Source organism: Streptosporangium sp. DT93 (assembly GCF_049844535.1).
In the GTDB taxonomy this organism is placed as follows: domain Bacteria; phylum Actinomycetota; class Actinomycetes; order Streptosporangiales; family Streptosporangiaceae; genus Streptosporangium.
This window is the reverse complement of the sequence record NZ_JBNCLF010000001.1, coordinates 1,012,348-1,034,969: the sequence shown is the minus strand read 5'-3', so window position 1 is coordinate 1,034,969 and position 22,622 is coordinate 1,012,348. Positions and strand designations below refer to the sequence as shown.

Genomic DNA, 22,622 nt, shown 5'->3' with positions numbered 1-22,622 from the left:
CAACAGACTCAGAGCACCCTTCTCCAAAGGGAACGTACACTTGTCAAGAATTGCTTCCATACAGTTCAAACGGCACGTGTATTCCTGAAAAAATCCTCCGGTCGGTCGCGTCGGTGGATGCTCAGGTCGACGATGTGCACTGGTTGGCTGAAAAGGCTCTGGCGCGACGTGGAGCAACCGCAAAGGGTCATGAGCGCCAAGCCCCTGGCCAGAGCAAATCGAACAGTCAAGCCCATGCAGTTGCCGCCAGCGCACCCTGGGTGGGCCATGATCAAATGCTCGCGACATTGCGTCTGCCGAAAATTCCGTCCATGCAGTTCAAATGGCATGTATGTACTCTTGGAGGCTCCGCCGAGCCGGTCTCGTCGGCGTATGGGCAAGCTCGCGATTCGCTCTTGATCGATGATCGAATCCGGGACGGGACGTAGTGGGGCGGCTTGGGCGAAGGCTTGGTGGGCACGGTGCCGGTTGTGAAATTGTTCGTACTCGCGCAGGGCGTGCCGGAGATGATGTTCATTCCAGGGCAAGCAGCAGTCGAGTAGTTCGCGGCGGGCAGGACTGCACCCACCGCTCCATGATCGCGTTCATCCGCGGCATCCGGATGCCGGTAAGCACGGTCTGAATGCCGGCCGCAGCGAGGATCTCGTCCATGAGCGCGGGGAGCTTCCCGTCCCGGTCGCGGCTCAGATAGCGAGGCCGGTAACCGGTATCCTCCAGATCTATCACCAAATTCTTGACGGCCTGGACGACCCGGTTCGCGGCCGGGCGAACGGTGATGCCGAGTACGCGGGCGCGTCTGGTTGCATGGTCGATGACGGCCAGGATGTACTGACGCCCTCCATCGAGGGTGGCGGTCTCGATAAAGTCGCAGGCCAGCAGGGCTTCGGCCTGGGAGCGCAGGAAGTCGGCCCAGGTGGTGGACGCCTGTTCGGGTGCCGGATCGATGCCTTCCTGCTTGAGGATCTCCCAGACCGTGGATGGCGCGACCGTGATGCCGAAAGTGGTGAGTTCCCCGTGGACCCGCCGGTAGCCCCAGGACGAATTCTCCCGGACCAGGCGCAGGAGGAGGCAGATGGAACGGACGGTTAGCAGGCGCCCGTGCCGTTTCGGTCCGCAGGCACGAGCGTGACGCCGTTTCATCAGATCACGGTGCCACCGCACGACGGTATCCGGCTGGATGAGACGCCTCAGCTGGCGCAGGACGTCGCGGGGTAGCGGCGCCAGGAGGGCGGCAGGAAGGCTCGGTCCTCGGGCGCGAACCTCACCCGGGTGTCGGTGCCGAGCTGCCGTTCCATGGGGGCGATCTGGTGACGCAGGGCGAGGATCTCGATGTCTTTATCCCGATCTCCCATCGGGAGCAACCGCAGCGCCGCGAAGGTATTCGTGACGGCGAGATAGGCCAGGCGAAGGAGCACGACCGGTCATCCTGCCGCACTGGCTCCTCTACAAGAGCCGAAGCCTGCCTGCAAGAGAAGCATGCAAGACCGTGCCCTGTGGCGGATGGAATTATCAGCAGGCACACACACCGTCGGCTGCGACCCGCAGCGATACCAGCAACGCAACACCGTCGAACGCTGCTTCCAGAAGATCAAGGCCTGGCGCGGGTTAACACCGCTACGACAAATCCCAGCAGAGCTACGAGACCGGACTCCACTTATGAGGCTCGATCATGTGGCTGAAGCCCTCGCCTCGACCACATGATCCGAACTCAGAACAGCTCCTAAGGGGCTCCGCCCCGCGCGCTCCTTGGCAAGGCCTCGCTCCGCTCGGATCGAGCTCGCTTCGCTCGGGGCATTTGCGTGCTTCGCCTCCGAAAAAAATGACCTCAATGCCACAACAGCAACAGATAAGTCACGCGCAGACGAACTACGTCATTTGAACCGCAGCATCGCCGACTCAGCAGTACGACTATCTGGCCGAGATGAGAGGGAGAGAGACGTTCCCACTCCTGGCCGCCTCTTAGCAGCAGAAGGCTCTTGATCATCGGCAGGCGTAGGGCGGGAGCTAAGGGCTCAAAGGGCTCATCGCGTACTTGCCGAGGGCCGTGGAGGTGAGCAAGAAGTCGTGTCGTCGAACGGGGCCAGGCTGGTGGAAATGAACCCGGCCCCGGCAAAACGACGACACGTTACCCGGGCGGCCAGATGTAGCACACGGCGAAGTCGAACCTGGAGCCGAATCCGGTGCTGGCGAAGTGATTCCACTCTTGGCTGCCATGCACGGCCCACACCCACGTACCCCCGGATTTCATCGTCGCCCACAGCGGGACGGTGCCGGGTACCTGTGTGGTGAAGCAGGAGAAGGCCGGCCCCTCAAGGATGAACCCGGCGTGCTCACCGGCTCCAGGCGAGAAGTAGTAGCTGCCGGGCTCGTCGCACAGTTCCGGACGACCGCACCTGAATTGGTGGATGACCTGGAGTCCGCTGATGCCGCCCGTCGGCGGGTAGACCCGCCCGAGCGAACTCTGCTGGCTCCAGCCAGCGGGGCCGCCGGCCAGAGAGAGGTGGTTGGCGCGGCCGGGCGCGGGTGCCTTGGTACGGTTCAGCGGCACCGGGGCGGTTGTCTCGAAGACGTACGTCACGGTTTCGCCGGGGGCCAGCCGAGTGCCCACCGGGTGGTTCTGCGTGAGCACCTTGTTGACATCAAGGGTGACCGCGTCATCAACGGGATTGCACTTGAGATGCGCGCCCTGCAGGGCGGCGCAGGCGGCGTCCGGCGTCAGCCCCACCAGGTTAGGAACTGCGGGGTTGCCGAGAAAGTCGATGGTCACGGTGCGGCCAGCGGCGAGGCCGGTGGCCGGGGACGGATTCTGCGCCCGGACGACACCAACCGTGGCACCCTGCCCCACCTCACGTTGCTCGCAGTTGAATCCGGCCTGCTGCACTGCCGCGCAGGCCGCTTCGATGGGCTGGTTGAGATAGGAGCCGACCTCGATCAGCGACGGATAGACGACGTTCACCTCGGTGCCCGTGGTGGCGGGAGTCCCGGCCTGGGGAGTTTGGGTGGTCACCTTGCCCACTTCGGTCGAGGTTTTCGCCAGTCCCTGGGCCAGCTTGCGGCAGGTGAGTTTTGCCTCAGCCAGAGCCTGGCAGGCCTCGTCCGCGGAGACGCCCAGGACGGAGGGCACCATGGTCGGCCCGCGGTAGAAGACCTTGACCGCTGTTCCGCGCTTGACGCGTTCCCTAGCCGCCGGAACGCTCGACTGAACGACGTCCGTCTCGCCGCTGCCTTCGGGTTGTGAGACTTCGACGCACCGCAGCTTCGGCATGAGCTTCGCGCACGCCGCCCGGCGATCGAGCCCGACGACGTCGGGAACCGTGTCAAGAACGGGTTCCGGCCGCGCACTCGGCCGGAGCACGCGTGGCCGCGCGGTGGGCTGCACTGTGGGCTGAACCGTGGGCGGCGGCTCGATGGTGGGGGCCGTCGGGGTCGGCGTCGGCGTCGGGGTGATCAGCGGCTTGTCGTCCACGCCGCTGTCGAACTGGGTCTTGCGGCCGTTGGCGTCGAAGGCGATGATCATGCGGTCGTGCTGGTTGTTGACCCAGACTCGGTCATCGCGCGCGACGATCTGGAAATCCTCGTCGGGGCCGGGGACGGGTTCATGAGTGACCTTGCCACCGGCCAGGTCGACGATCACCACGTGCCGCTCGGTGTAGTCGGGCACGTAGACCCGGCTGTGGTTGACGACCGGCGGACCGAAGACGTGCCCGGCCCGATCCGGCAGCTCGATGCTCCCGATGTCGCCGGAGTTGAAGTCTCCCGTCACCAGTGTGCCGTCGCTGCGGACCGCGACCGCGACCGTGGTTCCCGGGCCGGGCGACGACGGGATGCCGTGCCGCGCGCCCAGTTCGAGCTGTCCCCGCAACCCCTCAGGACCGTAGAGACCAGCCTGTCCGGTCTGAGGGCGGTAGACGACCGGGGCGTCGGCGACCGAGGTCAGCTCTACCGCCTCACCGGGGTCGGCCACCTTCCAGGTGTTCTTCACCTTGACGTCGATGATCTCCATCAGCTCACCGGTGGCGGCCGAATAGGCCCAGACGACGCCCTTGGAGTCCACCACGGCCTCCGTCACCGGGTTCGGAGTGGGAACCGGTCCCGGTTTGGTGCCTTTGCCGTCGAGTTTGCTCAGGGTGCCCGCGGTGCCGTCGAGCAGGTACGCCTGTCCCCCGCCAGCCATCAGGTCGAGCTCACCCTTCGATTTCGGACGCTCCTCGACGGATTCCGCCATGAGCGTGTCGGTGGGGAGATGGCTGACGACGCCGGTGTCGTTGTTGACGACGAATACCGAATCCGGACTTACCTGAACGACTTCAAGGGTTTCTTTGCCCGTTGCGAGATTCCGGGCTGTTTGCGCATCAACGGCTCGATTGTCCAGATCGACGCGGACCACGCCCTTGCCTTTCGGCAAATACATGCCGCTATCCAGGAAGGCGGCCTGGGAGATCCGGTATCCGGATCCGACTCCCATCGCGGTCACCAGAGCCACCACGCTGACCACCAGGATGACCCGGTTGACGCGGGTGCCGGTCAGCACCGTCTTCCGGGCCGGCAACCTCTCTCGTAGTTTCTTTCCGATCGCGACAGCAGCAGGCCGTGGCAAGGTGGCTCCTCCGCAAGGGGGGCATAGTGCGGCAAATCCCGGCGAACATTCCCAGAGAGTCAGATAATAGGGCGATGCTGGCCATCGGCGCGCCGGTTGGGCGTAGTAAGGGATTCCCAATGCAACGGGAGCTCCAGCTTCTGCAGGGAGAATCGGAGAAAACGGGAAAATGCGGATAAAGACGATGGACCTTGCTGTGGAACTGTCGGATGACGAACAGCTGACTTTCGGCCGGGCCCGTGAGTGCACTATCTGCCTCGACCCCGAAGACACGGGCATGTCTAGAATCGCGGGTGTGATCGCCAGGGAGGGCGGCACCTGGTGGCTCGCCAACAGCTCCACCACCCGTCCCCTCGCGGTCATCGACGAGCTGGGCTTCCGCAGCGTCCTGCCGCCCGGACGCCGGGTCGCGGTGGAGTCGCCCACCAAGGTGCTGGTCGACGGCACCCGGGGCCGCCACTCGCTGGCCCTCGTTCCCCCCGTGCCGGGGCCGCGTGACACGACCGGTGTGGTCCGGCTGGAAAGCGCCTCGCCGACCGCCGTCGGCGAGGATGTGATGATCAACGATGCCGACCGGATGGCGATGGTCGTGCTGTTCGCGGGCTACCTCGAAGACCCGCCGCGGTACGACCCGCATCCCAAGGACTACGCAGCGGCCGCAGCCCGCCTCGGGTGGACGCGTACCGCCCTGATCAAGCGCATCGAGTATCTGCGCAAGCGGCTGGACACGGCCGGGGTGCCCAACATGACGGGCTTCAACGCGCTGGTACACCTCGCCGAATACGCCATCAGCCGCGGCCTCGTCACCCGCGAGGACCTGCTCCTGCTCCGCCGCTGACGCCCGCCGCTGGGGATCCCTTCCCATTCCCCGCCGATCCGGCGCGCTCATAACCTCGGGCCACCGACACGAAGGAGGAAGCACATGTCGATCATCGGTGCCGAGATCCCCCAGTTGCATTCGCTTCATGGGAACTTCCAGCGGCAGAGCGCCACCGTGGAGACCCTGCTGCGCGAACTGCGCAACGAACTGGCCAACGCCTACTGGCGTGGCGGTGCGGCAGACCGGTTCCGCTCCTCATGGAGCTCCGAGTACGAGCCCGCGCTCACCCGCCTCTCGGCCGCACTGCAGGACGCCGCGGTGGAAGTGCGCCGGCGCGCCACCGGTCTGGAGCAGGTAGGCGGCTAAGCAGTGGAACGGGAACTGATCGCCGTCATCGACGGGCGTGACGTGCCGGTGCTGGTCCGGGCGGACCCGCAGGCCACCGTCGACGACCTGGCCTCGGCGCTGTCCGAGGGCGGTCGGCTGCACGTGGCCGGACGCGCCCTCCTGTCGGGCACTCGACTCGCGGCGCTCGCGCTGCCGATCGGTGCCCGGCTGGACCCGGCCGGTGCCGTGCCCGGCGAGCTGGACACGGCGGATCTTGAAATCGCCGTGGCCGGCGGGGCGGGGGGCGCCGGACGGGCGTCGCTGACCTGCGGCCTCACCGTCGGGCGAGACGAGGTCGCCGACCTGTCGCTGCGGGATCGTGAGGTCAGCCGGGTCCACGTGAGTGTGAGCCTGGCCGACGACGGCACGGCCGAGCTGACCGACAGTGGCTCGCGCAACGGCACGGCCTGGCGCGGAGTACGACTGACCGAGCCGGCCGCCCTGGCCCCCGGCGACGTGTTCGGCGTCGGGGAGACCGTCCTGACGATGCGCGCGGTCGACCCGGCCGACGCGCAAACCGAGCCCTCGCCGTCGGGGGACGTGCTGCTGTACAACCGTCCCCCGCGCATCTCGTTCCGCCCTTCGGTTCCGCACTTCGACGTGCCGCGCCGCCCGGAGGAGCCCCGCGGGGTGCGGTTTCCCCTCGTGGCGATTCTGCTGCCGCTGGTGTTGGCCGCGGTGGCGTACGTGCTCTTTCCAGGGGCCGGATACTTCTTGATCTTCCTCGCGCTTTCGCCGCTGCTCATCCTGGCCAACGCGGTGTTCGACCGCAGTAGCGGCCGGAAGGACCACCGCAAGGCGTACCGGGACTACGAGAAGGCGCGGGCGGACCTCGCCGACCGGCTCGGCAAGCTGGCCGACGAGCAGGGACGGGCTCGCCGGGAGGCGTTCCCCGACCCCTCCCGGATCCTGCGGATCGCGACCGGGCCGACCCGGCGGCTGTTCGAGCGCCGCCCGCATGACCAGGACTTCCTGCTGCTCCGCCTGGGTCTCGCGGAGCAGCCGGTCGAGGTGACCTTCACCGGTCAGGACGACGAACTCCCGCCGGGGACGATCGAGCACACTCCGATCACGGTGGACCTGGCCTCCGCCGGCGTCATCGGGCTGGCCGGCCGCCGCCTGGAACTCCTCGACGCGGTACGGGCGTCCCTGGCACACCTGGCCACCCTGCACGGACCCCACGATCTCGGCCTGGTCATCCTGACCGGGCAGGACGAGGCGGCGCAGTGGGAGTGGGCGACCTGGCTGCCGCACACCCTGCCGCACAGCAGCGAGCAGACCTGCCTTCGGATGATCGCCACCGACGCGCGCCAGGCGGCGGCGCGGTTATCGGAGGTCTCCCGCATCGTGGACGAACGCCGGACCGCGCGCCAGGACGCGCTGCGCGCCGGGCCGCCCACTGGACGGCGGCTGGTCGTGGTCGCCGACGGGGCCCGCCGGTTGCGGGGCCTGGCCGGTATGGCGGAACTTCTCGCCACCGGCCCCGAATCGGGGGTCTATGCCATCTGCCTGGACGACGACGAGACCCGGTTGCCGGGAGAGTGCCGGGCGACCGCCGTGATCACGAGTGCGTCGGGTACCCGGGCGCGGATCCGCGGCACCGACGGCACCGTCACCGAGAACGTCCTGCTCGACCGTCTGGACGCCGACGACGCCATGGTCCTCGGGCACGCCCTGGCTCCTCTCCGCGTGCTCGGCTGCCGGCTGGAGGAGAACGCCGGGATACCGGACCGCATCCGGCTGCTCGACCTGGTCGGGTTGGGCGACCAACCCACCCCGGAAGCGGTCGCCGCGCTCTGGGCCGGGCAGCCGGGCGGGCGGAGCACGGCGGTGAAGCTCGGGGTCGGCGCCGACGGCCCGGTGACGATCGACCTGCGCAGGGACGGCCCGCACTGCCTGATCGCCGGAACCAGCGGCGCCGGAAAATCCGAACTGCTGCAGACCCTCGTCGCCGGACTGGCGCTGGGCAACACTCCGGAGTCCCTGGCCATGGTGCTCGTGGACTACAAAGGCGGCAGCGCGTTCGCCGAATGCGCGGACCTGCCGCACTGCGCCGGAATGGTCACCGACCTGGACGGCCATCTCGCCACCCGCGCCCTCGCCTCGCTCGGCGCGGAGCTCCGCCGCCGGGAGGAACTCCTGGCGGAGGCCGCCGCCAAGGACATCGAGGACTACTGGGCCACGGGACGGCGACTGCCCCGTCTGGTCATCGTCGTCGACGAGTTCGCCACCCTGGCCGAAGAGGTCCCCGAATTCGTACCCGGGCTGGTGGGCATCGGCATGCGCGGCCGGAGCCTCGGCGTCCACGTGGTCCTGGCCACGCAGCGGCCCGCCGGTGTCGTCAACGCCGAACTTCGGGCGAACCTGAACCTGAGGATCTGCCTGCGGGTCACCAGCTCGTCCGACAGCGCCGACGTCATCGACGACTCCTCCGCCGCCCGCATCTCGCGGCACCTCCCCGGGCGGGCCTACCTGCGAGCCGGCTACGCCGATCTCTCGCTGCTGCAGACCGCCCGCATCGGCTGGCCGCGCGGTCAGGTGACCGGCCGACCCACTCAGTTGTCGGTACGCCCCCGGCGGGTCGACGACCTCGGCGAGGTGACCGAGGCCCAGCCGGTGGACGACCTCGAACAGGACCGTGAGACGGACCTGGGCGTTCTCGTCACCGCGATCCGGTCGGCGGCCGAGCAGGACGGGCACGCCCGCGCCCGCAGCCCGTGGCTGCCGCCGCTGCCGGAACGGGTCACCGCCGACCAGCTGGATGCCACCGGCTTGCGGGTACCGATCGGGCTCGCGGACCACCCGCTGGAGCAGGCGCAACGGCCCTACCTCCTCGATCTGGAGAACGGCGGGCCGATCCTGGTCAGCGGCATGTCCCGGTCTGGACGCTCGACGCTGCTCTGCACCTTCGCCACCGAGGCGGCGCGCCGCAACAACCCCGCCGACGTGCATCTGTACGTGCTCGACCAGGGCAACCAGGCGCTCGCGCCACTGGCCGGTCTGCCCCACTGCGGAGCATACGTGGAGGGCGACGACGCCGACCGGACCGCGCGGGTGCTGGCCCTTCTCACCGAGCAGATCGGCATCCGGCAGCGGCTGCTGGCCGCGGGCGGTCACGCCTCTCTCGCGGAATACCGCGCCGCCATCCCCGGGACGCTGCCGTACCTCGTGCTGCTCGTCGATCGCTACGAGACGTTTCTGGCACGGTACGGGGAAGCGGACGGCGGCCGGCTGGTCGACGTGCTCGACGGACTGATGCGGCGCGGCCCGTCGGTGGGGCTGGTCGTCATGATGGCCACCGACCGGTCCGGGTTCACCCTGCGCATGGGCGGCGCCGTGGCCAGGCGTCTGGTGCTGCGCCACGCCGATCCTGAGGACGTCTCCGCGTACGGCGTCAGCCCCAAGCAGATGCCCCGCGACATGCCCCCCGGCCGCCTGATCGCGATGCCGGGGGCGGTCGAGGTGCAGGTGGCGCTGCTCGACCCCGATCCCGACGGAGCCGCGCAGGCGGCGGCCGTCGAACGGGTGGCGCGGGAAAGCCGCTGGGAACCGGGCAATGTGCCGCTCCGAGTGGACCCGCTACCGGAATCGATCACAACGGAGGAGGTCGAGGCGCTCCGGGCCGGTGACCGGCCTGCCATCCCGTCCCTCTGCACCATCGGCGCCGGCGGCGACCACCTGGGTCCCGTCGACCTCGACCTCGGCACGCAGGGCGGCTGCTTCCTGATCGCCGGTCCCCCGGGTTCCGGACGCAGCGGCGCCCTCATGGCCGTCGCTCGCTCGGTGACCCTGCCGCTGCTGGTGGTCAGCCCACGTCCTTCTCCGTTGCGTGCGGTGACCGGCGCTCGGGTCGTCACACCCCACGACGCCGCCGACGTCCTGATGGAGCTGGCCTCGCCCTGCGCGGTGCTCGTCGACGACGCGGAATACGTGGGCGACGGCGCCGCCGCAGATGCGCTGGAGCACCTTGCCCGCGGCGCCCGCGACAACGGCAGCCTGCTGATCGCCGCGGGCACTACCGAGGACCTTCAGGTTCAGCGTTATCGGGGCTGGCTCGCCGTGCTTCGCCGGGCGCGGACCGGGCTGCTGCTCAACCCGTCGTCGAACACGGACGGAGAGCTGTTCGACCTCAAACTGCCGTCGTCCACCCGGGGCGGCTGGCCGTGCGGTCGCGGCGTGTACGTCAATCGCGGGCAGTGGTCCGTGGTTCAGGTGCCCTGGAACGGTTGAGAAATGACCCGGTCGGCGAGTATTTGGATGGATATAGTACGCCCGTGCCACGAGGGCACCACGGCCGGCCCCCTGTCTGCGGAGACCAGTGAAATCTTGGACAACGACCCGGCGACGTCGCCCACCCTGCCGCCTGCGGGAGGTCCCGGATTCACCGTGGACGGTCCAGTCCCGCTCGGCAGCCGGTACCTGCTCGACAACATCATCGGCTACGGGGCCGCCGGGCACGTGTGGCGGGGGCGGCGGCGCAAGGACGGCCAGCCCTTGGCGATCAAGGTGCTGCGCCGGGAGTTCACCTCGGATCAGGACGCGGTCGGGCGGTTCCTCCGCGAGCGCACGGCGCTGCTGAGCGTGAGCCATTCGAATCTGGTGCCGATCCACGACCTGGTAGTGGAGGGCGAGACGCTCGCCATCGTCATGGAGCTCGTGGACGGCGACAACCTCCGCGTGACCCAGGCGCGGATGGCGTTCGAACCGGGCCAGGCGGCGACTCTCCTCAGCCAGATCGCCGACGCGCTGGCGGTCGTCCACCGCGCGGGCATCGTGCATCGCGACGTCAAACCCGAGAACGTGCTGGTGACCTGGCGCGGCGGGCACCCGTGGGCGCGCCTGACCGACTTCGGCGTGGCCCGGATGCCCGACGGGCAGGCGATCACCAAGCAGTCGCAGTTCGTTGGCACGATCGAATATCTCGCCCCGGAGATCGCGACCGGCCGTCCGGCCGGTTCGTCCGCCGATGTGTACGCGTTGGGCGTCACCGCCTACGAGCTGCTCGCCGGCCGCAGGCCCTTCGCCGCGGACAACGCGCTGGCGCTGATCCGCGCGCATCTGGAGGACGAGCCAGAGCGTCCGCCCACCGCCGGTGACGCCATGTGGGATCTGGTCAGGGCCTGCCTCGCCAAACGGCCCGGCGACCGGCCACCGGCGCACGCGCTCGCCGAAGGGTTCGCAGCGGTCACCGGACGGGCCGCCCCGCTCCCCGCGGGCGCTCCACCGCCGTTACCCGCCCCCATGTCGGTCTCCCCGATGCCGGCTGCTCCCCCTGCTCTGAACGAGCCCGAGATCCTGCTCACCGCCGGGCCCACGACACCGATCCCGGATGCCCCGCCGAAGCCCCCGCGACCGAAGCGCCGCTGGCTGGGTCCGGCACTAGGAGTCCTCGCGCTGCTGACCGGTGCGACCGCGATCGGATTCTGGTTCGGCCGCCCAGAACCCACCGTTCCCGCGCCGCCGCCGGCGACCCCGTACCAGCCCTACTACCTGCCGGTCACGGCGACCAGCCCGAAGGTGGGCACGATCCAGCTGGACTTCACCGACGTCTCCCAGCTGCCCGGCTTCAAGATGTACGTCGTCTACCGGGGGAATCGGAAGCTGGATGAGTTGCGGAACGGGCAGACCTCGCCGTACCTGATCCCCGGGGTCGACCACAAGAGTCGGTACTGCTACCGCGTCTGGGCGCTGATCGAGACCGACAAGCCCGTCCCGCCCGCGCCGAAGCCCGCCTGCCGGGTCGCCGACGGCCGTCCCGCCACCCAGAAGTGATCATGGAGGACACATGTCCCACGGTTCGGCCGACACCGAAACGGACGCGGCGGCCTACTTCGCCGCTGGTTACAGCACCATCCTGAAGAACGTCGAACGCGCTCTCAGCGGCAAGCGGCAGGTGGTGCGGTACGCCCTCACCTGCTTGTTCGCCGGTGGACATCTGCTGGTGGAAGACGTACCTGGCGTGGGCAAGACGACCCTGGCCAAGGCGCTCGCCGCGTCCGTCGACGCCACGTGGAACCGGGTGCAGTTCACTCCCGACCTGTTGCCCTCCGACATCACCGGCACCACCGTCTACGACCAGAAGTCGGGCCGCTTCGAGTTCCGGCCGGGTCCCGCGTTCGCCCATATCGTGCTCGCCGACGAGATCAACCGGGCCTCCCCGAAGACGCAGTCGGCGCTGCTGGAGGTGATGGAGGAGCGGCAGATCACCGTGGACGGGCGGAGCTATCCCGTGCCCACGCCGTTCATGGTCGTCGCCACCCAGAACCCCATTGACCTGGAAGGCACCTACCGGCTGCCGGAGGCGCAGCTCGACCGGTTCATGGTGCGCATCGCGGTCGGCTATCCGGACGTCGCCGCCGAGCGAGACATCCTGGTCGGGCGGAGCCGGAAGGGCGCGCCGCCCACGCTGTCACCGGTGGCCAAGATCGAGCAGATCCGCTGGATGATCGAGTACGTCAGCCGGATCCACTTCGCGGAGTCGGTCGCCGACTACGTGGCGCGCATCGCCGAGAGCAGTCGGTCCCACCCGAGGCTGCGCCTGGGCATCAGCCCCCGTGGCAGCCTGGCGCTGGTCCGTGCGGCGCAGGCGTGGGCGGCGGGTGAAGGGCGCTCCTTCGTCGTGCCGGACGACGTCAAGGCGGTCGCCTCGGCCACTCTGGCACACCGGCTGATCCTCGACCCGCAGGCCGAGATCGACGGGCTGCTCGTGGCCGAGGTGCTGGACGAGGTGCTGTCCACCGTCGCCGCGCCGGCCCTGACCACGGCGCCATGAGGGCCGCGCGTCTTCCCGGCGTCACCGGCACAGGCCTGGCGGTGACCACCGGCGGGGCGGGGCTGCTCGCCGCAGGACTGGCCGTCGGCTATCCGGCGCTGGCCGGGGTGGGCCTGGCCGCGCAGGCGGCTGTGCTCTTGGCCTTCCTGCTCGTGTGCGTGCCCGCCAAGCTGACCGCCTCCCGGACGCTGGCGTCCGAACGGGTCACGGTGAACGCGGGCGCCAGCGGCACCCTCATAGTGCGCAACACGGGACGGCTGCCCGCACTCTGGATCGAGGCGACAGATCTGATCGACGGCGCGCGGACGTGCTTAACGGTGCCCGCGCTGCCGGTCGGTGCCGACGCCCGCCATGGTTACGAGCTGGAGACTCCCCACCGCGGGCTGGTCACGGTCGGCCCGCTCACGTTGCGGCGACGGGATCCGCTGGGGCTGGCCCAAAGCGCCGACTGGACATCTCCCGCCACCCGCGTCTGGGTGCATCCGAGAGTCCATCCCCTCAAGCGGCTACCGATGGGCGGCGCGATCGACTCCGGGGGCAGCCCTCGGGCGACGCCAGGCACGACCGCCTCCTCCTCGCTGCGTGAATACCAGCCCGGGGACGACCCTCGCCGGATCCATTGGCGGTCGACGGCCAGGATCGGCACACTCGTCGTCCGGGAACAGGCCGACACGACCGTGCCGGCTCTCACCGTGGTGCTGGACACCAGGTCGGATGTGCTGTCCGCCGAGGAGTTCGAGGCGGCGGTGGAGGTCGTTGCGTCGCTGGTCGCCGCCGCCGACCGTACCGGCCGGAATGTCACCCTGGCCCTGCTCGGCGAGGACGTCGCGGATGCCGCGCGGGCAGGCGCGCGCGGGCCGATGGACCGGCTGGCCGCAGTGCGCCGTTCCAACGACCAGAACATCAACGCGTTGACCGCGTTGATCCGCAAGGCGCCCGCGCATGGACTCCTCGTCGTGGTCACCGGCCAGGAGGGCGCCGCTGTCCTCCGGATCACGGCCACGCGGGGACTCCGCCGGGTGGCCGTCGTCGAGATGGCCGGCACCGACTCCGCTTCGTCGGTCGCGGAACGCGCAGGCAACGTGATCATCCGTGCCGCTTCCGGCGCGGACGCGGTGTCGGCGCTGGGCAGGCTGGCGGGCGCCGGGCGATGAACCGACCATCCATCTCCGCCGTGGGCACGGCGACACTGCTTGGCATGGCGCCCATGGTGGCCTTCGCCGGCGCGTTCGGCGTGACACCCGTGGAGGCGCTCGGGAACCCCGGTTACGTGGCACCGGTCGCAGGGGCGGCGCTGGTCACCAGTGCGGTCTGCATGCTCGCTGCCCTGACCACCCGGCTGGCCCCGGTCACCCGGCTCACGGCCGCCGCTGCGGCGCTCGCCGCGTACCTGACGCTGATGGTGCCCTCGGACATCTTCAGTGCTCCCCGGCTGCTGCTGATCTCGCTGCCGCCGCTGGATCCGGCGGGTCCTGAGCTCGCCTTCGTGGCGATGATCTGTGGGCTGGCGACCCTGGGCGCCGTCGAGCCCGCGCTGCGGGACACCCCGGCCGTATGGCGTCTGCCTGCGCCACTCCTGGCCACCGCGGCCGGTCTGGCCGTCGCCGCCCCCACCGGCGCGCCAGCCTGGATCGCCCCGGTCGTCGCGTGCGCCGCGCTCCTCGCCTTACAACGGCGCGACGCGAACGCCACCCTGCGGGCCGGCCGGCAGACGCCGTTGTGGGTGAAGGTCCTGAGCGGCGGAGCCCTGCCGGCGATCGTCGTCGCGGGGACGGTCGCGAGTCTGCTGGGCGCGGGCCTGCCGGAACGTTACGGCCAGCCGCGCCCGATGGACGCCCGCGAGCTGATCGACCAGCCGGTGCAGCCACGGCAGGTCGTCAGCCCGCTGTCCCAGTTCCCGGCAATGCGCAACGGCAGGCTGCCGCTGAGCCTGCGAGTGACGTCGGAGAACCGGCCGCTCCGGCTGCGTTTCGCCACCCTGACTGACTTCGACGGGTCCTACTGGACCAGCAGGGCCACCTACTGGAGGGCCGGGACCCGGCTGCCGCCAGAGCCGCAGGACGGCGGCCGTACCTTCATTGAGCAGGTTCGCGTCGACGAGCCGGGGCCGCTCAACTGGGTGGTCGCGAGCGGCCGACCCACCGAGATCTCGGTGAACGGCCTCGGGGTCGACGTGGCGAGCGGCGACGTCGTGTTCCCCAAGGATCGTCCGGTGCCGAAGGAGTACACGGTTCACAGCCTCGTCGCCGACCATCAGCCGGCCACGCTGGCAGCCGAAGCGACCGGCACGCCCGCGCGGCGCGAACCGCGATGGCCAGACTTGGCCAGGCGGGCGGTCACGATCATCAACGGCGCGCAGGGTTATGAGGCGCTCCACCGGCTGAGCGATCATTTCGCGCGAAGCGGCGGCTTCACCCTCAACACCACGCTCCAGGCCCCCGGCGGGCACGGCATCTTCCAGATCAACCAGTTGCTGAAGGAACAGCGCGGCACCGCCGAACAGTACGCCTCCGCGTTCGCCGTGATGGCGCGGGAACTCGGTTACGACGTGCGCGTCGTGGTCGGGTTCCGGTCCGCCAAGGCCGGCTCGGGCGGTCGCTACCAGCTCACCGGACGTGACGCGGACGCCTGGGCGGAGGTCCGCTTCGCCGAATCAGGATGGGTTCCGTTCCATCCCGCGCCCCGTCACCAACACCCGGAGAAATCGGAGGCGGCGGCCACAGGCCAGGAAGAAGACTCGGCGCCTCCTGCCGACGCCGACGACCAGTCGGCGAAGCCCGCCCCGGCAGCCGACGCGGGGAAGCCTTCTCTCCCGAGCGGCACCCCCTGGCTGGCCCTGGCACTGGCACTGGCCGTCGCCGCAGGTGCGGCTCCGTCGGCGGCCAAAGCGATCCTGCGGGCGCGCCGCCGCCGCGCCGCCGACCCGGGCAGCAGGATCGCCGGGGCATGGCGCGACGTGCTCGACTCCTACGCGGGGGCGGGGCTGGTCTTCGGGCCGGCCACGACGAGCGGGGAGGTCTCGGCACGCGCGTTGGCACACCACCCGCTGGTCGCCGACAGCACCCGCGAGCTGGCGACACTGGTCGACAACGTCTTCTACAGTCCGGGTCAGGTGTACGCGCCGGACGGCGACCGCTCCTGGGCCCTCGCCGACGCGGTGCGCACAGGCCTCCGTAAGGGCATGTCGCCTGGCCGGCGCCTGCGGGCATGGGGACCCTTTCCCATTTCCCGTACGTTCCGGCGTTCCTAGCCTTTGAGCATGAGCGAACACCACATCGCGGCAGACCCCGCCGCGCTGGGACAGATCGGCCTCACTCTCCGGGCCGCCGCGGCGGCGCTCCCCCGTTCCGGCGAAGCCGAGGCTTTGGTGGGGTGCCCGGCGGCGGACGCGGCCATGCGCGAGTTCACCAGCCGGTGGACGGACCGCCTGGGGGAGCTGAGCGAGGTCACCGGCCTCGCCGCCAGGCAGGCGGACCTGACCGCGCTGTCCTTCCGAATCGCTGGAGGGTGACGCGATGGCGATCACCGATGATCCGGCCGTACCGGACGACCTCCGACGGTCGTCCCGTGCCATCGGGACCCTCTCGACCGCCGTGGACGGTGGGGTGCGGTCGCTGCAGATCGCCCGTACCGGGCTGAGCACCGGGAGCACGCTCGTCGGACCTTGCGGAGTCCGGTTCCAAGCCTCTCTCGCCGCCCTGCACGAAGGATTTCGGGCCGCCAGGACCGCTCACGAGGAGGTCGCGGAGGCGCTGAGCCGGGTCGCGGGGCCGATCGAGGCGGAACAGCAGGCCCGGCAGGTGCTGAAGAAGGCCAGAGGTGAGCTGGACGACGCCCGCCAGAGGCTCGCGACGGAAGAGCACCGGATCGCCGCGCTGGAGCGGACCACGACCCTGCGCGCCATGTCGGGCGATCACACTCCCATCGACCGGTCCGCCCTCGTCTCCGCACGGCACGAGGTCGAGGAGGCCGAGCGGGCGTTCCGGCGGGCCGAACACCGGCACGAGGAAGCCGACGCCGACCGGCGCCGCGCGGTCGAACGGTTCTCGGCCGTGTGCCGGTCGGCGACCGCGCTCACCCCCGCGCCCGCAGCCCCGGGCGCTCCCCCGTGGACGCTTCTGTTCGGCCCCCGAGTTCAGGACATCTGGCATCAGAAGGACCTGACCCCAGTGGGGCGTCGGCGTTCGGCGAGCACCGGACTGACCCCGCGGGAGCGGCGCCGGCTGGAGCGCAACGGGCTCTCCCCGCGGACTCCGATGTTCTCTCTCCTGCACGCCATGACGTCCGGCGAGGGCGTGCTCTCCAAGCGCAGGCTCTTCGACGTACGGGGAAAGCGGGGCGACGCAAGCGGCGAGGTCCGGCTCGGACACGGGGAGTACAAGGCCTCGGCCGGCCTCGGCCGGATCGGCAGAGACTACGGCGTCAAGGCCGATGCGGGGGCCGAGGCGTACGCGCTGCGGGCGAACGCGCAGGGGAAGATCCGGCTGGGCCCAGTGGGCGGCAAGGCCGGAGCGGACGCCAAGATCGGTGGCGCCGAGGCATCCGCCGGTGCCGACCTGTACGCGGGGCCTGGCGGTGCGCGCCTGCGCGCCGGAGGCGAACTGTTCGCGGGCGCCAAGATGGGCGCGAACGCGGAGGTCGATGTCGCGGGGATCAAGCCGTCGGCCGGGGTTGAAGGTCAGGCGGGCATCGGAGGCTCGACCAACGCCGACTTCGGCTATGCGGACGGCAAGGTCAAGGCCAGGGCGAGCGTGGGCTTGGCGTTGGGGATCGGCGGAAAGGTGAGCATGGGAGTCGAGGTCGACGTGCCCAAGGTCGCCAATCATGTGGAGGACGCCGCCGGAGCGGTGGCCAAGGGCGTCAAGGGGATCTTCGACTGATGACCCCACCCATGCGCTGGCCCAACCTCGTGTCACCCGGACTCGAGGCATTCGACATCGACGCCCCCTCTGACTGGCGGGCCATCGAACTGCCCACCGCGCTGCTCGCGTTCCTCGGCCCCGAAGCCGACGGCTTCCGGCCGAACCTGGTGATCTTCGGCGAACGCCTGCCGGACGAGATCACGCTCGACGAGGTCGCCGACCGGACCCTCGACGATGTCGGTTCCGACACGGTGACCACGCCGCTCGCCGACGCGGAGATCAAGACAGCGGACATGCGTCCGCTGACCTTACGCGAGTCCATCACGGTGATCGACGGATTCACGCTGCGTCGGCTCATCATGGCGACAGAGATGCCGACGCGATCCCCAGGCGGATTGCGCAGTGTCTTCGTACTGGTGGCCACGCATCTGCGGGCACGGCCCTCCGACGGCGACGTGCTGACCAGCACGATCGCCTCCTTCCGGCCGATACACGGCCCATCTGACTAGCAGGCACTGATCGGGTGAGAACGCGCGAAGCCGTGTGGTGTGGGGTTGGGTTCCCACTTCCCATCGAGGGCCGTCACCCCTTGACGCCGCCGGTTCCACAGCGCTTGATGCCGTTCGCCTTCTCGCCGGGGCGAGTCAGTGTAGATTTCGGAGCAGAGGTCGCGTCATCGCGGTTCAGTAAAGCCCGACCGGGTAGTTCACGGTTGCTCGACGGTTGCTCGCGGGTACGCGATACAACGCGGCACGGGCCCCATCGACCGGCACTATCGCATGGATACTGGCGGGCAAAACGGCAGAACTCGACATGCCCTGACAGCGGACGGCATCGAACCCACCAACTTTTAATCCGTAGGTTCAGAATTCGAATCCCTGGCGTCCCACCACCTCACATACCAGATCGCTTTTGTCCAAAGCTGAACTGCTACCTGGCGTCACTTCCTCCATTGAGGAGGAGGATCTCTAGCTTGTCGGTGACGTATCCACACGAATGATTGCCGTTGCTTCGGACGTGCGAATCCTCTAGTCGCAAGCGGAGTTCGGCTGCACGCGCCCATGCTTCGCGGAACTCAAACTGATCTTGGTGTCAATCCCGGGCCGCGATAAATGATTTATCGCGGCCCAGAACTTGGATCGTTTCAGAACGGGAGACCGCCCGATGATCGAACTGGGCGATTGGAGGACGACCCGACTACCCCGTTACCGATGTCCTTTACTACGCGCCACAGCCTCGCTCGTGCCGGTTGAACGGAGGCCGCCCAGTGGCGGCACGACACTCTCCGAATCGTCCACCTCGACACTCTTCGCTTTCATGGCGTGGGCCCGCTCCTTCTCCACCTCGGCGATGATCTCCTCGGCCTCACGCTGTTCCAGTCCCCACCGGCTCATCAGCGGGCGTCGGCCGACCCGCTGATTGCCCTCACTGAGGCTCTCGATGTAGGTGAGCCGCGCCGCCTCGTACCGGTCGGTGGGCAGCAGCGGCACCACGCGTTCCACCTCAACGAGGGTCTCAACGGGCTGGCACACGTGGTCCTTGGCCAGCGTCTCGGTGGACGGTTGCCGGGTGTTCCGGACGATCCACATGAGCAGTTCGTACGCGCCCGCGAAGGCCAGCGGTGCCAGAGCGCTGACCAGCCGCGATCCGAGTCCGCCGGACCAGCCGTGCGCCACGTTCGCCGCCAGCGTCACCGCCCCGCCCAATGCGAGCGCCACCCATGCCAGCACCGGCACACGTAGCCGACGACGCGAGCAGTAGACCATCACCAGCGACGCCATGACGATCACGCCGTCGGACATCGCCGGATACAGGATGGCCATGTCGTGCCGCTCACCCAGAGCGATCGCCAGACCGTAGAAGTGGTGGTACGAGACGTAGGCAGCCGCGCCGGCAACCGCCAGCAGGACAGCCACCGCAAAGCCCAGGATGACCCGGTCCCCGGCCCGATCGCGCTGAGTACGCTCGACCCAAGCCCCTTCGACCGGAACCACCTCCCCGGCGATTTCTGGTGTCGAGGGGTGGCGCACGGCCTGGCTTCCGGGTTGATCAGGTTGCTGGGATGCAGGAAGGGGTTCGGTGCTGCGATCACCGAACTCCTGCCCTCTTACCACCGCTGCCCTGAGCGCAGTTGAGATCGTCTGCTGAGGATCCTGAACTGGCGGTTGCTGAGCTTCCCCGGCATGGGCGTGTGCCGCGAGGTAGGACCCGATCTCATTGAGGTGGGTGTGGGCACCGCCCCCTCTCCGCGCGCCTATTCCGGGCATGAGAGGTCCAGCCACGGAGCGTCGGTGCTGCTCAGGAGATGGGCGAACGGTTCAAGTCCCCCCTCGGACACGTTCGATTCGCCCGTGAGGTCCTGGTCAGACGCAGAGCTGACCAGGATTCTTCTTTTACCGGGGTGACAGGTCAGCCGAACGCCGAGCCCGGCGTACAGCCGGGCCTTCCTGACCGGCTCAGCCTTTCCCAGAAGCCGCGCCGCGTCACCCATGGTGTTCGTCACCTTCGCAGGGTCGTCCCGGGTGAGCTGCCGCCTGCGGTTCGGTTCACGACGCAGCTGTGCTTCGGCTCGGATCATTCGGCGTCATCATCCACGTTGCCCGGCAGTCGGGCATCGGATCCGAATCCCTGCATAACTGGGTCGAGCAGGCCCAGATCGACGGTGGTCAGCGGCCGGGGATCCGCACTTCGAGGTCCGCCTGACGCTGTCCGAGGCGGTGCGCTGCGAGGGCACGAGCCGCGCTCCTGCTCAGCGAGAAGACATTGGTGCAGCGCTTCGCCCTGCGGCCCACCCGCACCGACACCCTGCCCCTGCTGCGGGCCTCATCTTCTCTCTCACAGCAGAGCCCGCCCTTACGCGGTGACCTCGACGGGTCCAGACCGCAGCTCACCTGTGGCCACCCATGTGGAGCGCTCCCATCGATCGGTGATGGTTACGCCGGTCCCGGCGGGTAGTTACCCTGATGTCGTTCCTCGTCGATCATCTGGTTCTGGTAGGCGCGTCGGTAGCCCCCCGGTGAAGCCACAGACGGCGTTCACAGGAAAAGAGAGAGGCGTGCACAGTCAGCAGCGGTGTCGCTGGCCGATCAGCGATGATCTGATCGGTTTACGCCGGCACCTGTATCACCATATCGACCAGGCCGGGCTGGCCGGGCCACGGCGCGATGACCTGGTGCTGGCCGCCAACGAGGCGGTCATCAACGTGCTGGAGCACGGTGGCGCGACCGGCACCGTAAGCATCTGGCACGACGCGCAAGCACTGACCGTCGACGTCGTCGACGCCGTCGGCCGGCTACGTGCCGAGCACACCCGCCGCGAGCGCCCCGCTCCGGGCGCGACCCGCGGGTTCGGACTGTGGCTGATGGGCCACCTGTGCGATGAGTTCACCATCGACCAGGCCGACGCGAGTTCCCGCGTCCGGTTGCGGATGTACCTGCACCCCACCTCCGCACCGGCCTAGCCACCATCACCGTGGCCGGGCACCGTCTCCCGCGGGAGAACAGGCCTCCCCGGCGAGGAAAGCCACTGTTCCATCGTCAGGGGCGCTGCCTCAGTCGCCGGTGAGGGCGTCGAGGAGGTCGCCGACCGGTGCGTCGGGCGGGGCGCGGGCCACGTCGGCCGGTGCCACCATGCCCACCAGGGTGTGGCCGTCGATGACCGGCAGGCGCCGTGCCTTGTGCGAGGCCGTCGTGCGCAGGATCTCCAGGGAGGTGCCGGCGATGTAGTGGAGCTCGCCGGTGGCCAGGGTCTCCAGGCACGGGTCTTCGCCGGTGCGGTAATGGCGTGCCTGCGGTTTTCCGGGGCTATGGCCCAGCGGCCACCGGCGATGAGACGTCTGCATGACGGGTACAAGGTGCCCTCGGTGACCCCTCCCCCTTCGCACACCCCGAGCGGCTCTCAACCGCGGGCATGGGTAAAGTAAGGACTGGTCCAGAGACGAGGCCACTCTCGCGTCATGCCCGCGGAGGTGACCGCCTCATGTTCTCACCCCAGCTTTCCCGCTCCCGTCGCCGCTCTCGGCGGCACAACAGCCGGAAGATCGCCGACAGGCGGTACTGGATCCTCCGGAGCGTGCGATGAAGCTGTCGGTTCAGCCGGCCATCGTTCGCCCGGAGACGGCCGTGGCCACCGTTGACGGCGAACCGGACCTCGCCACCACCGCCCTGCTGGACGCGATCTTGTTGCCGCTGCCCGGCCAGGGTGTCCGCTATCTGATCGTCGCCGCCGACCGGCTGCGCTTTTGCGACCTGTACGGTTTGCGGGTACCGGCCAGCGTGCACACCATCGTGACCGCCATCCGCGGCGCCCTGGTCATCGCCGCGCCTTCTCTCTTCCTGCGGCGGCTGCCGGCGTTGCTGCAACCACCGCAGGGTGATCCGCCCGCTGAGCCGATCAGGATCTATCCCAGCCTCGCCCAGGCTCTGCGTGGCGAGAACGGCCTTCGCCGCTCCTCACTGGCCGGCGCCGGCCTCTCGTGATATCCCGTTCCCGGCGCTGTGCGCCGCCACCTTTCGCCGTCGTCGGCGGCCGGCACGCCGGCCCGATGAGCCGGGCCATCGGCGAGATGCTCGCGCGCCGCGTCCCCTCGCGTCAGGTCACGCGACAGGCGGCGCCCGCGTGACCTTGTTGTCAATCACCGTCACCGATCACCACAGTTGCTCGGTGATCACCCTGGGCGGGGAGCTCGACCGGCTTTCGGCCGCTCACCTGAACCACGTGCTCGACCAGGTGATCAGCGCGGGCCGGGTCCATCTCATCGTCGATGTCGCCGATTTGGCCTTCTGCGACTCCACCGGCGTGTGGACCCTGATGAAGGGCCACTGCCACGCCTCGGCCGCGGGCGGCTGGCTGCGCCTGGCCTACGTCCACGGAGTCCTCAAACGCGTCCTCCAGATCAGTAAGAGCGTCGGCATCTTCCCCGCTCCCCTCGACCTGACAGTGATCATGGAACGGTGACCGGCGCGCGCCCGGACACCTCGGGCGCGGGTGCCACGGTGATACCTCCGGGTGGCTGACGACCAATGATCGTTTGATTGTTTCGTCCGCCCCGGTTGGTGTCCACCGCGGCCGGTGGCGCGCGTGTGGCCGGGTTCGGGCGCGTCATCGGGCGGTGCGCCTCATCTCATGCCGCTGGTAGGAAGGAGGGAACGTCCGCGCCGACGGCGTACCCGAGGAGTTGAGGAG

Annotated in this window: 18 protein-coding genes; 13 read left to right on the top strand and 5 right to left on the bottom strand. The window is 69.1% G+C overall.

The genetic code is table 11. From position 1 onward, the window contains the following. Positions 1-513 precede the first annotated feature (513 nt). The 3 genes from ACLQ2R_RS05000 to ACLQ2R_RS04990 all read right to left on the bottom strand — a co-directional run bounded on the left by ACLQ2R_RS05000 (position 514) and on the right by ACLQ2R_RS04990 (position 4,531). Complete coding sequence (locus tag ACLQ2R_RS05000) at positions 514-1,140, bottom strand: hypothetical protein (protein ID WP_425958076.1); 627 nt, start codon at positions 1,138-1,140, stop codon at positions 514-516. 47 nt (positions 1,141-1,187) lie between these two features. Next, complete coding sequence (locus tag ACLQ2R_RS04995) at positions 1,188-1,415, bottom strand: hypothetical protein (protein ID WP_425958075.1); 228 nt, start codon at positions 1,413-1,415, stop codon at positions 1,188-1,190. 710 nt (positions 1,416-2,125) lie between these two features. Continuing rightward, positions 2,126-4,531, bottom strand: coding sequence for a PASTA domain-containing protein (locus ACLQ2R_RS04990; RefSeq protein ID WP_425958074.1), 2,406 nt, complete (start codon positions 4,529-4,531; stop codon positions 2,126-2,128). A 361-nt stretch (positions 4,532-4,892) separates the two neighbouring features. Between ACLQ2R_RS04990 and ACLQ2R_RS04985 the strand changes: the two genes are divergently transcribed. From ACLQ2R_RS04985 to ACLQ2R_RS04940, 10 genes are all read left to right on the top strand, one after another. Then, positions 4,893-5,435 carry a hypothetical protein gene (locus ACLQ2R_RS04985; protein WP_425958073.1) on the top strand — a complete coding sequence of 181 codons (543 nt, stop codon included), beginning with the start codon at positions 4,893-4,895 and terminating at the stop codon, positions 5,433-5,435. 84 nt (positions 5,436-5,519) lie between these two features. Continuing rightward, positions 5,520-5,783, top strand: coding sequence for a WXG100 family type VII secretion target (locus tag ACLQ2R_RS04980; protein ID WP_425958072.1), 264 nt, complete (start codon positions 5,520-5,522; stop codon positions 5,781-5,783). A 3-nt stretch (positions 5,784-5,786) separates the two neighbouring features. Then, entirely contained in the window at positions 5,787-10,034 is a 4,248-nt protein-coding gene (locus ACLQ2R_RS04975) for an FtsK/SpoIIIE domain-containing protein (RefSeq protein WP_425958071.1), read from the top strand. A 156-nt stretch (positions 10,035-10,190) separates the two neighbouring features. Next, complete coding sequence (locus ACLQ2R_RS04970) at positions 10,191-11,576, top strand: protein kinase domain-containing protein (protein WP_425958070.1); 1,386 nt, start codon at positions 10,191-10,193, stop codon at positions 11,574-11,576. A 13-nt stretch (positions 11,577-11,589) separates the two neighbouring features. After that, complete coding sequence (locus ACLQ2R_RS04965) at positions 11,590-12,576, top strand: AAA family ATPase (RefSeq protein ID WP_425958069.1); 987 nt, start codon at positions 11,590-11,592, stop codon at positions 12,574-12,576. Next, a complete protein-coding gene (locus ACLQ2R_RS04960; RefSeq protein ID WP_425958068.1) occupies positions 12,573-13,730 on the top strand; it encodes a DUF58 domain-containing protein in 1,158 nt (385 codons plus the stop codon). The genes ACLQ2R_RS04965 and ACLQ2R_RS04960 overlap by 4 nt, the downstream gene beginning before the upstream one ends. After that, positions 13,727-15,826, top strand: coding sequence for a DUF3488 and transglutaminase-like domain-containing protein (locus tag ACLQ2R_RS04955; protein WP_425958067.1), 2,100 nt, complete (start codon positions 13,727-13,729; stop codon positions 15,824-15,826). The genes ACLQ2R_RS04960 and ACLQ2R_RS04955 overlap by 4 nt, the downstream gene beginning before the upstream one ends. Before the next feature lie 9 nt (positions 15,827-15,835). Beyond that, positions 15,836-16,087, top strand: coding sequence for a hypothetical protein (locus tag ACLQ2R_RS04950; RefSeq protein WP_425958066.1), 252 nt, complete (start codon positions 15,836-15,838; stop codon positions 16,085-16,087). A gap of 4 nt (positions 16,088-16,091) precedes the next feature. Next, complete coding sequence (locus ACLQ2R_RS04945) at positions 16,092-17,456, top strand: hypothetical protein (RefSeq protein WP_425958065.1); 1,365 nt, start codon at positions 16,092-16,094, stop codon at positions 17,454-17,456. Continuing rightward, positions 17,456-17,947 carry a hypothetical protein gene (locus ACLQ2R_RS04940; RefSeq protein ID WP_425958064.1) on the top strand — a complete coding sequence of 164 codons (492 nt, stop codon included), beginning with the start codon at positions 17,456-17,458 and terminating at the stop codon, positions 17,945-17,947. The genes ACLQ2R_RS04945 and ACLQ2R_RS04940 overlap by 1 nt, the downstream gene beginning before the upstream one ends. Before the next feature lie 696 nt (positions 17,948-18,643). On the opposite strand, the gene ACLQ2R_RS04935 is transcribed toward ACLQ2R_RS04940, so the two are convergent. Beyond that, positions 18,644-19,468 carry a DUF2637 domain-containing protein gene (locus tag ACLQ2R_RS04935; RefSeq protein WP_425958063.1) on the bottom strand — a complete coding sequence of 275 codons (825 nt, stop codon included), beginning with the start codon at positions 19,466-19,468 and terminating at the stop codon, positions 18,644-18,646. Positions 19,469-20,493: 1,025 nt separating this feature from the next. Between ACLQ2R_RS04935 and ACLQ2R_RS04930 the strand changes: the two genes are divergently transcribed. Continuing rightward, positions 20,494-20,898, top strand: a complete 405-nt coding sequence (locus ACLQ2R_RS04930; protein ID WP_425958062.1) for an ATP-binding protein — start codon at positions 20,494-20,496, stop codon at positions 20,896-20,898. A gap of 90 nt (positions 20,899-20,988) precedes the next feature. On the opposite strand, the gene ACLQ2R_RS04925 is transcribed toward ACLQ2R_RS04930, so the two are convergent. Continuing rightward, positions 20,989-21,279 carry a hypothetical protein gene (locus tag ACLQ2R_RS04925; RefSeq protein WP_425958061.1) on the bottom strand — a complete coding sequence of 97 codons (291 nt, stop codon included), beginning with the start codon at positions 21,277-21,279 and terminating at the stop codon, positions 20,989-20,991. Between the two features lie 235 nt (positions 21,280-21,514). On the opposite strand from ACLQ2R_RS04925, the gene ACLQ2R_RS04920 reads away from it, so the two are divergent. Further along, complete coding sequence (locus tag ACLQ2R_RS04920) at positions 21,515-21,916, top strand: hypothetical protein (protein WP_425958060.1); 402 nt, start codon at positions 21,515-21,517, stop codon at positions 21,914-21,916. A 139-nt stretch (positions 21,917-22,055) separates the two neighbouring features. Next, on the top strand, positions 22,056-22,394 hold the full coding sequence (locus tag ACLQ2R_RS04915) for an STAS domain-containing protein (protein ID WP_425958059.1): 339 nt from the start codon (positions 22,056-22,058) through the stop codon (positions 22,392-22,394). Positions 22,395-22,622 lie beyond the last annotated feature (228 nt).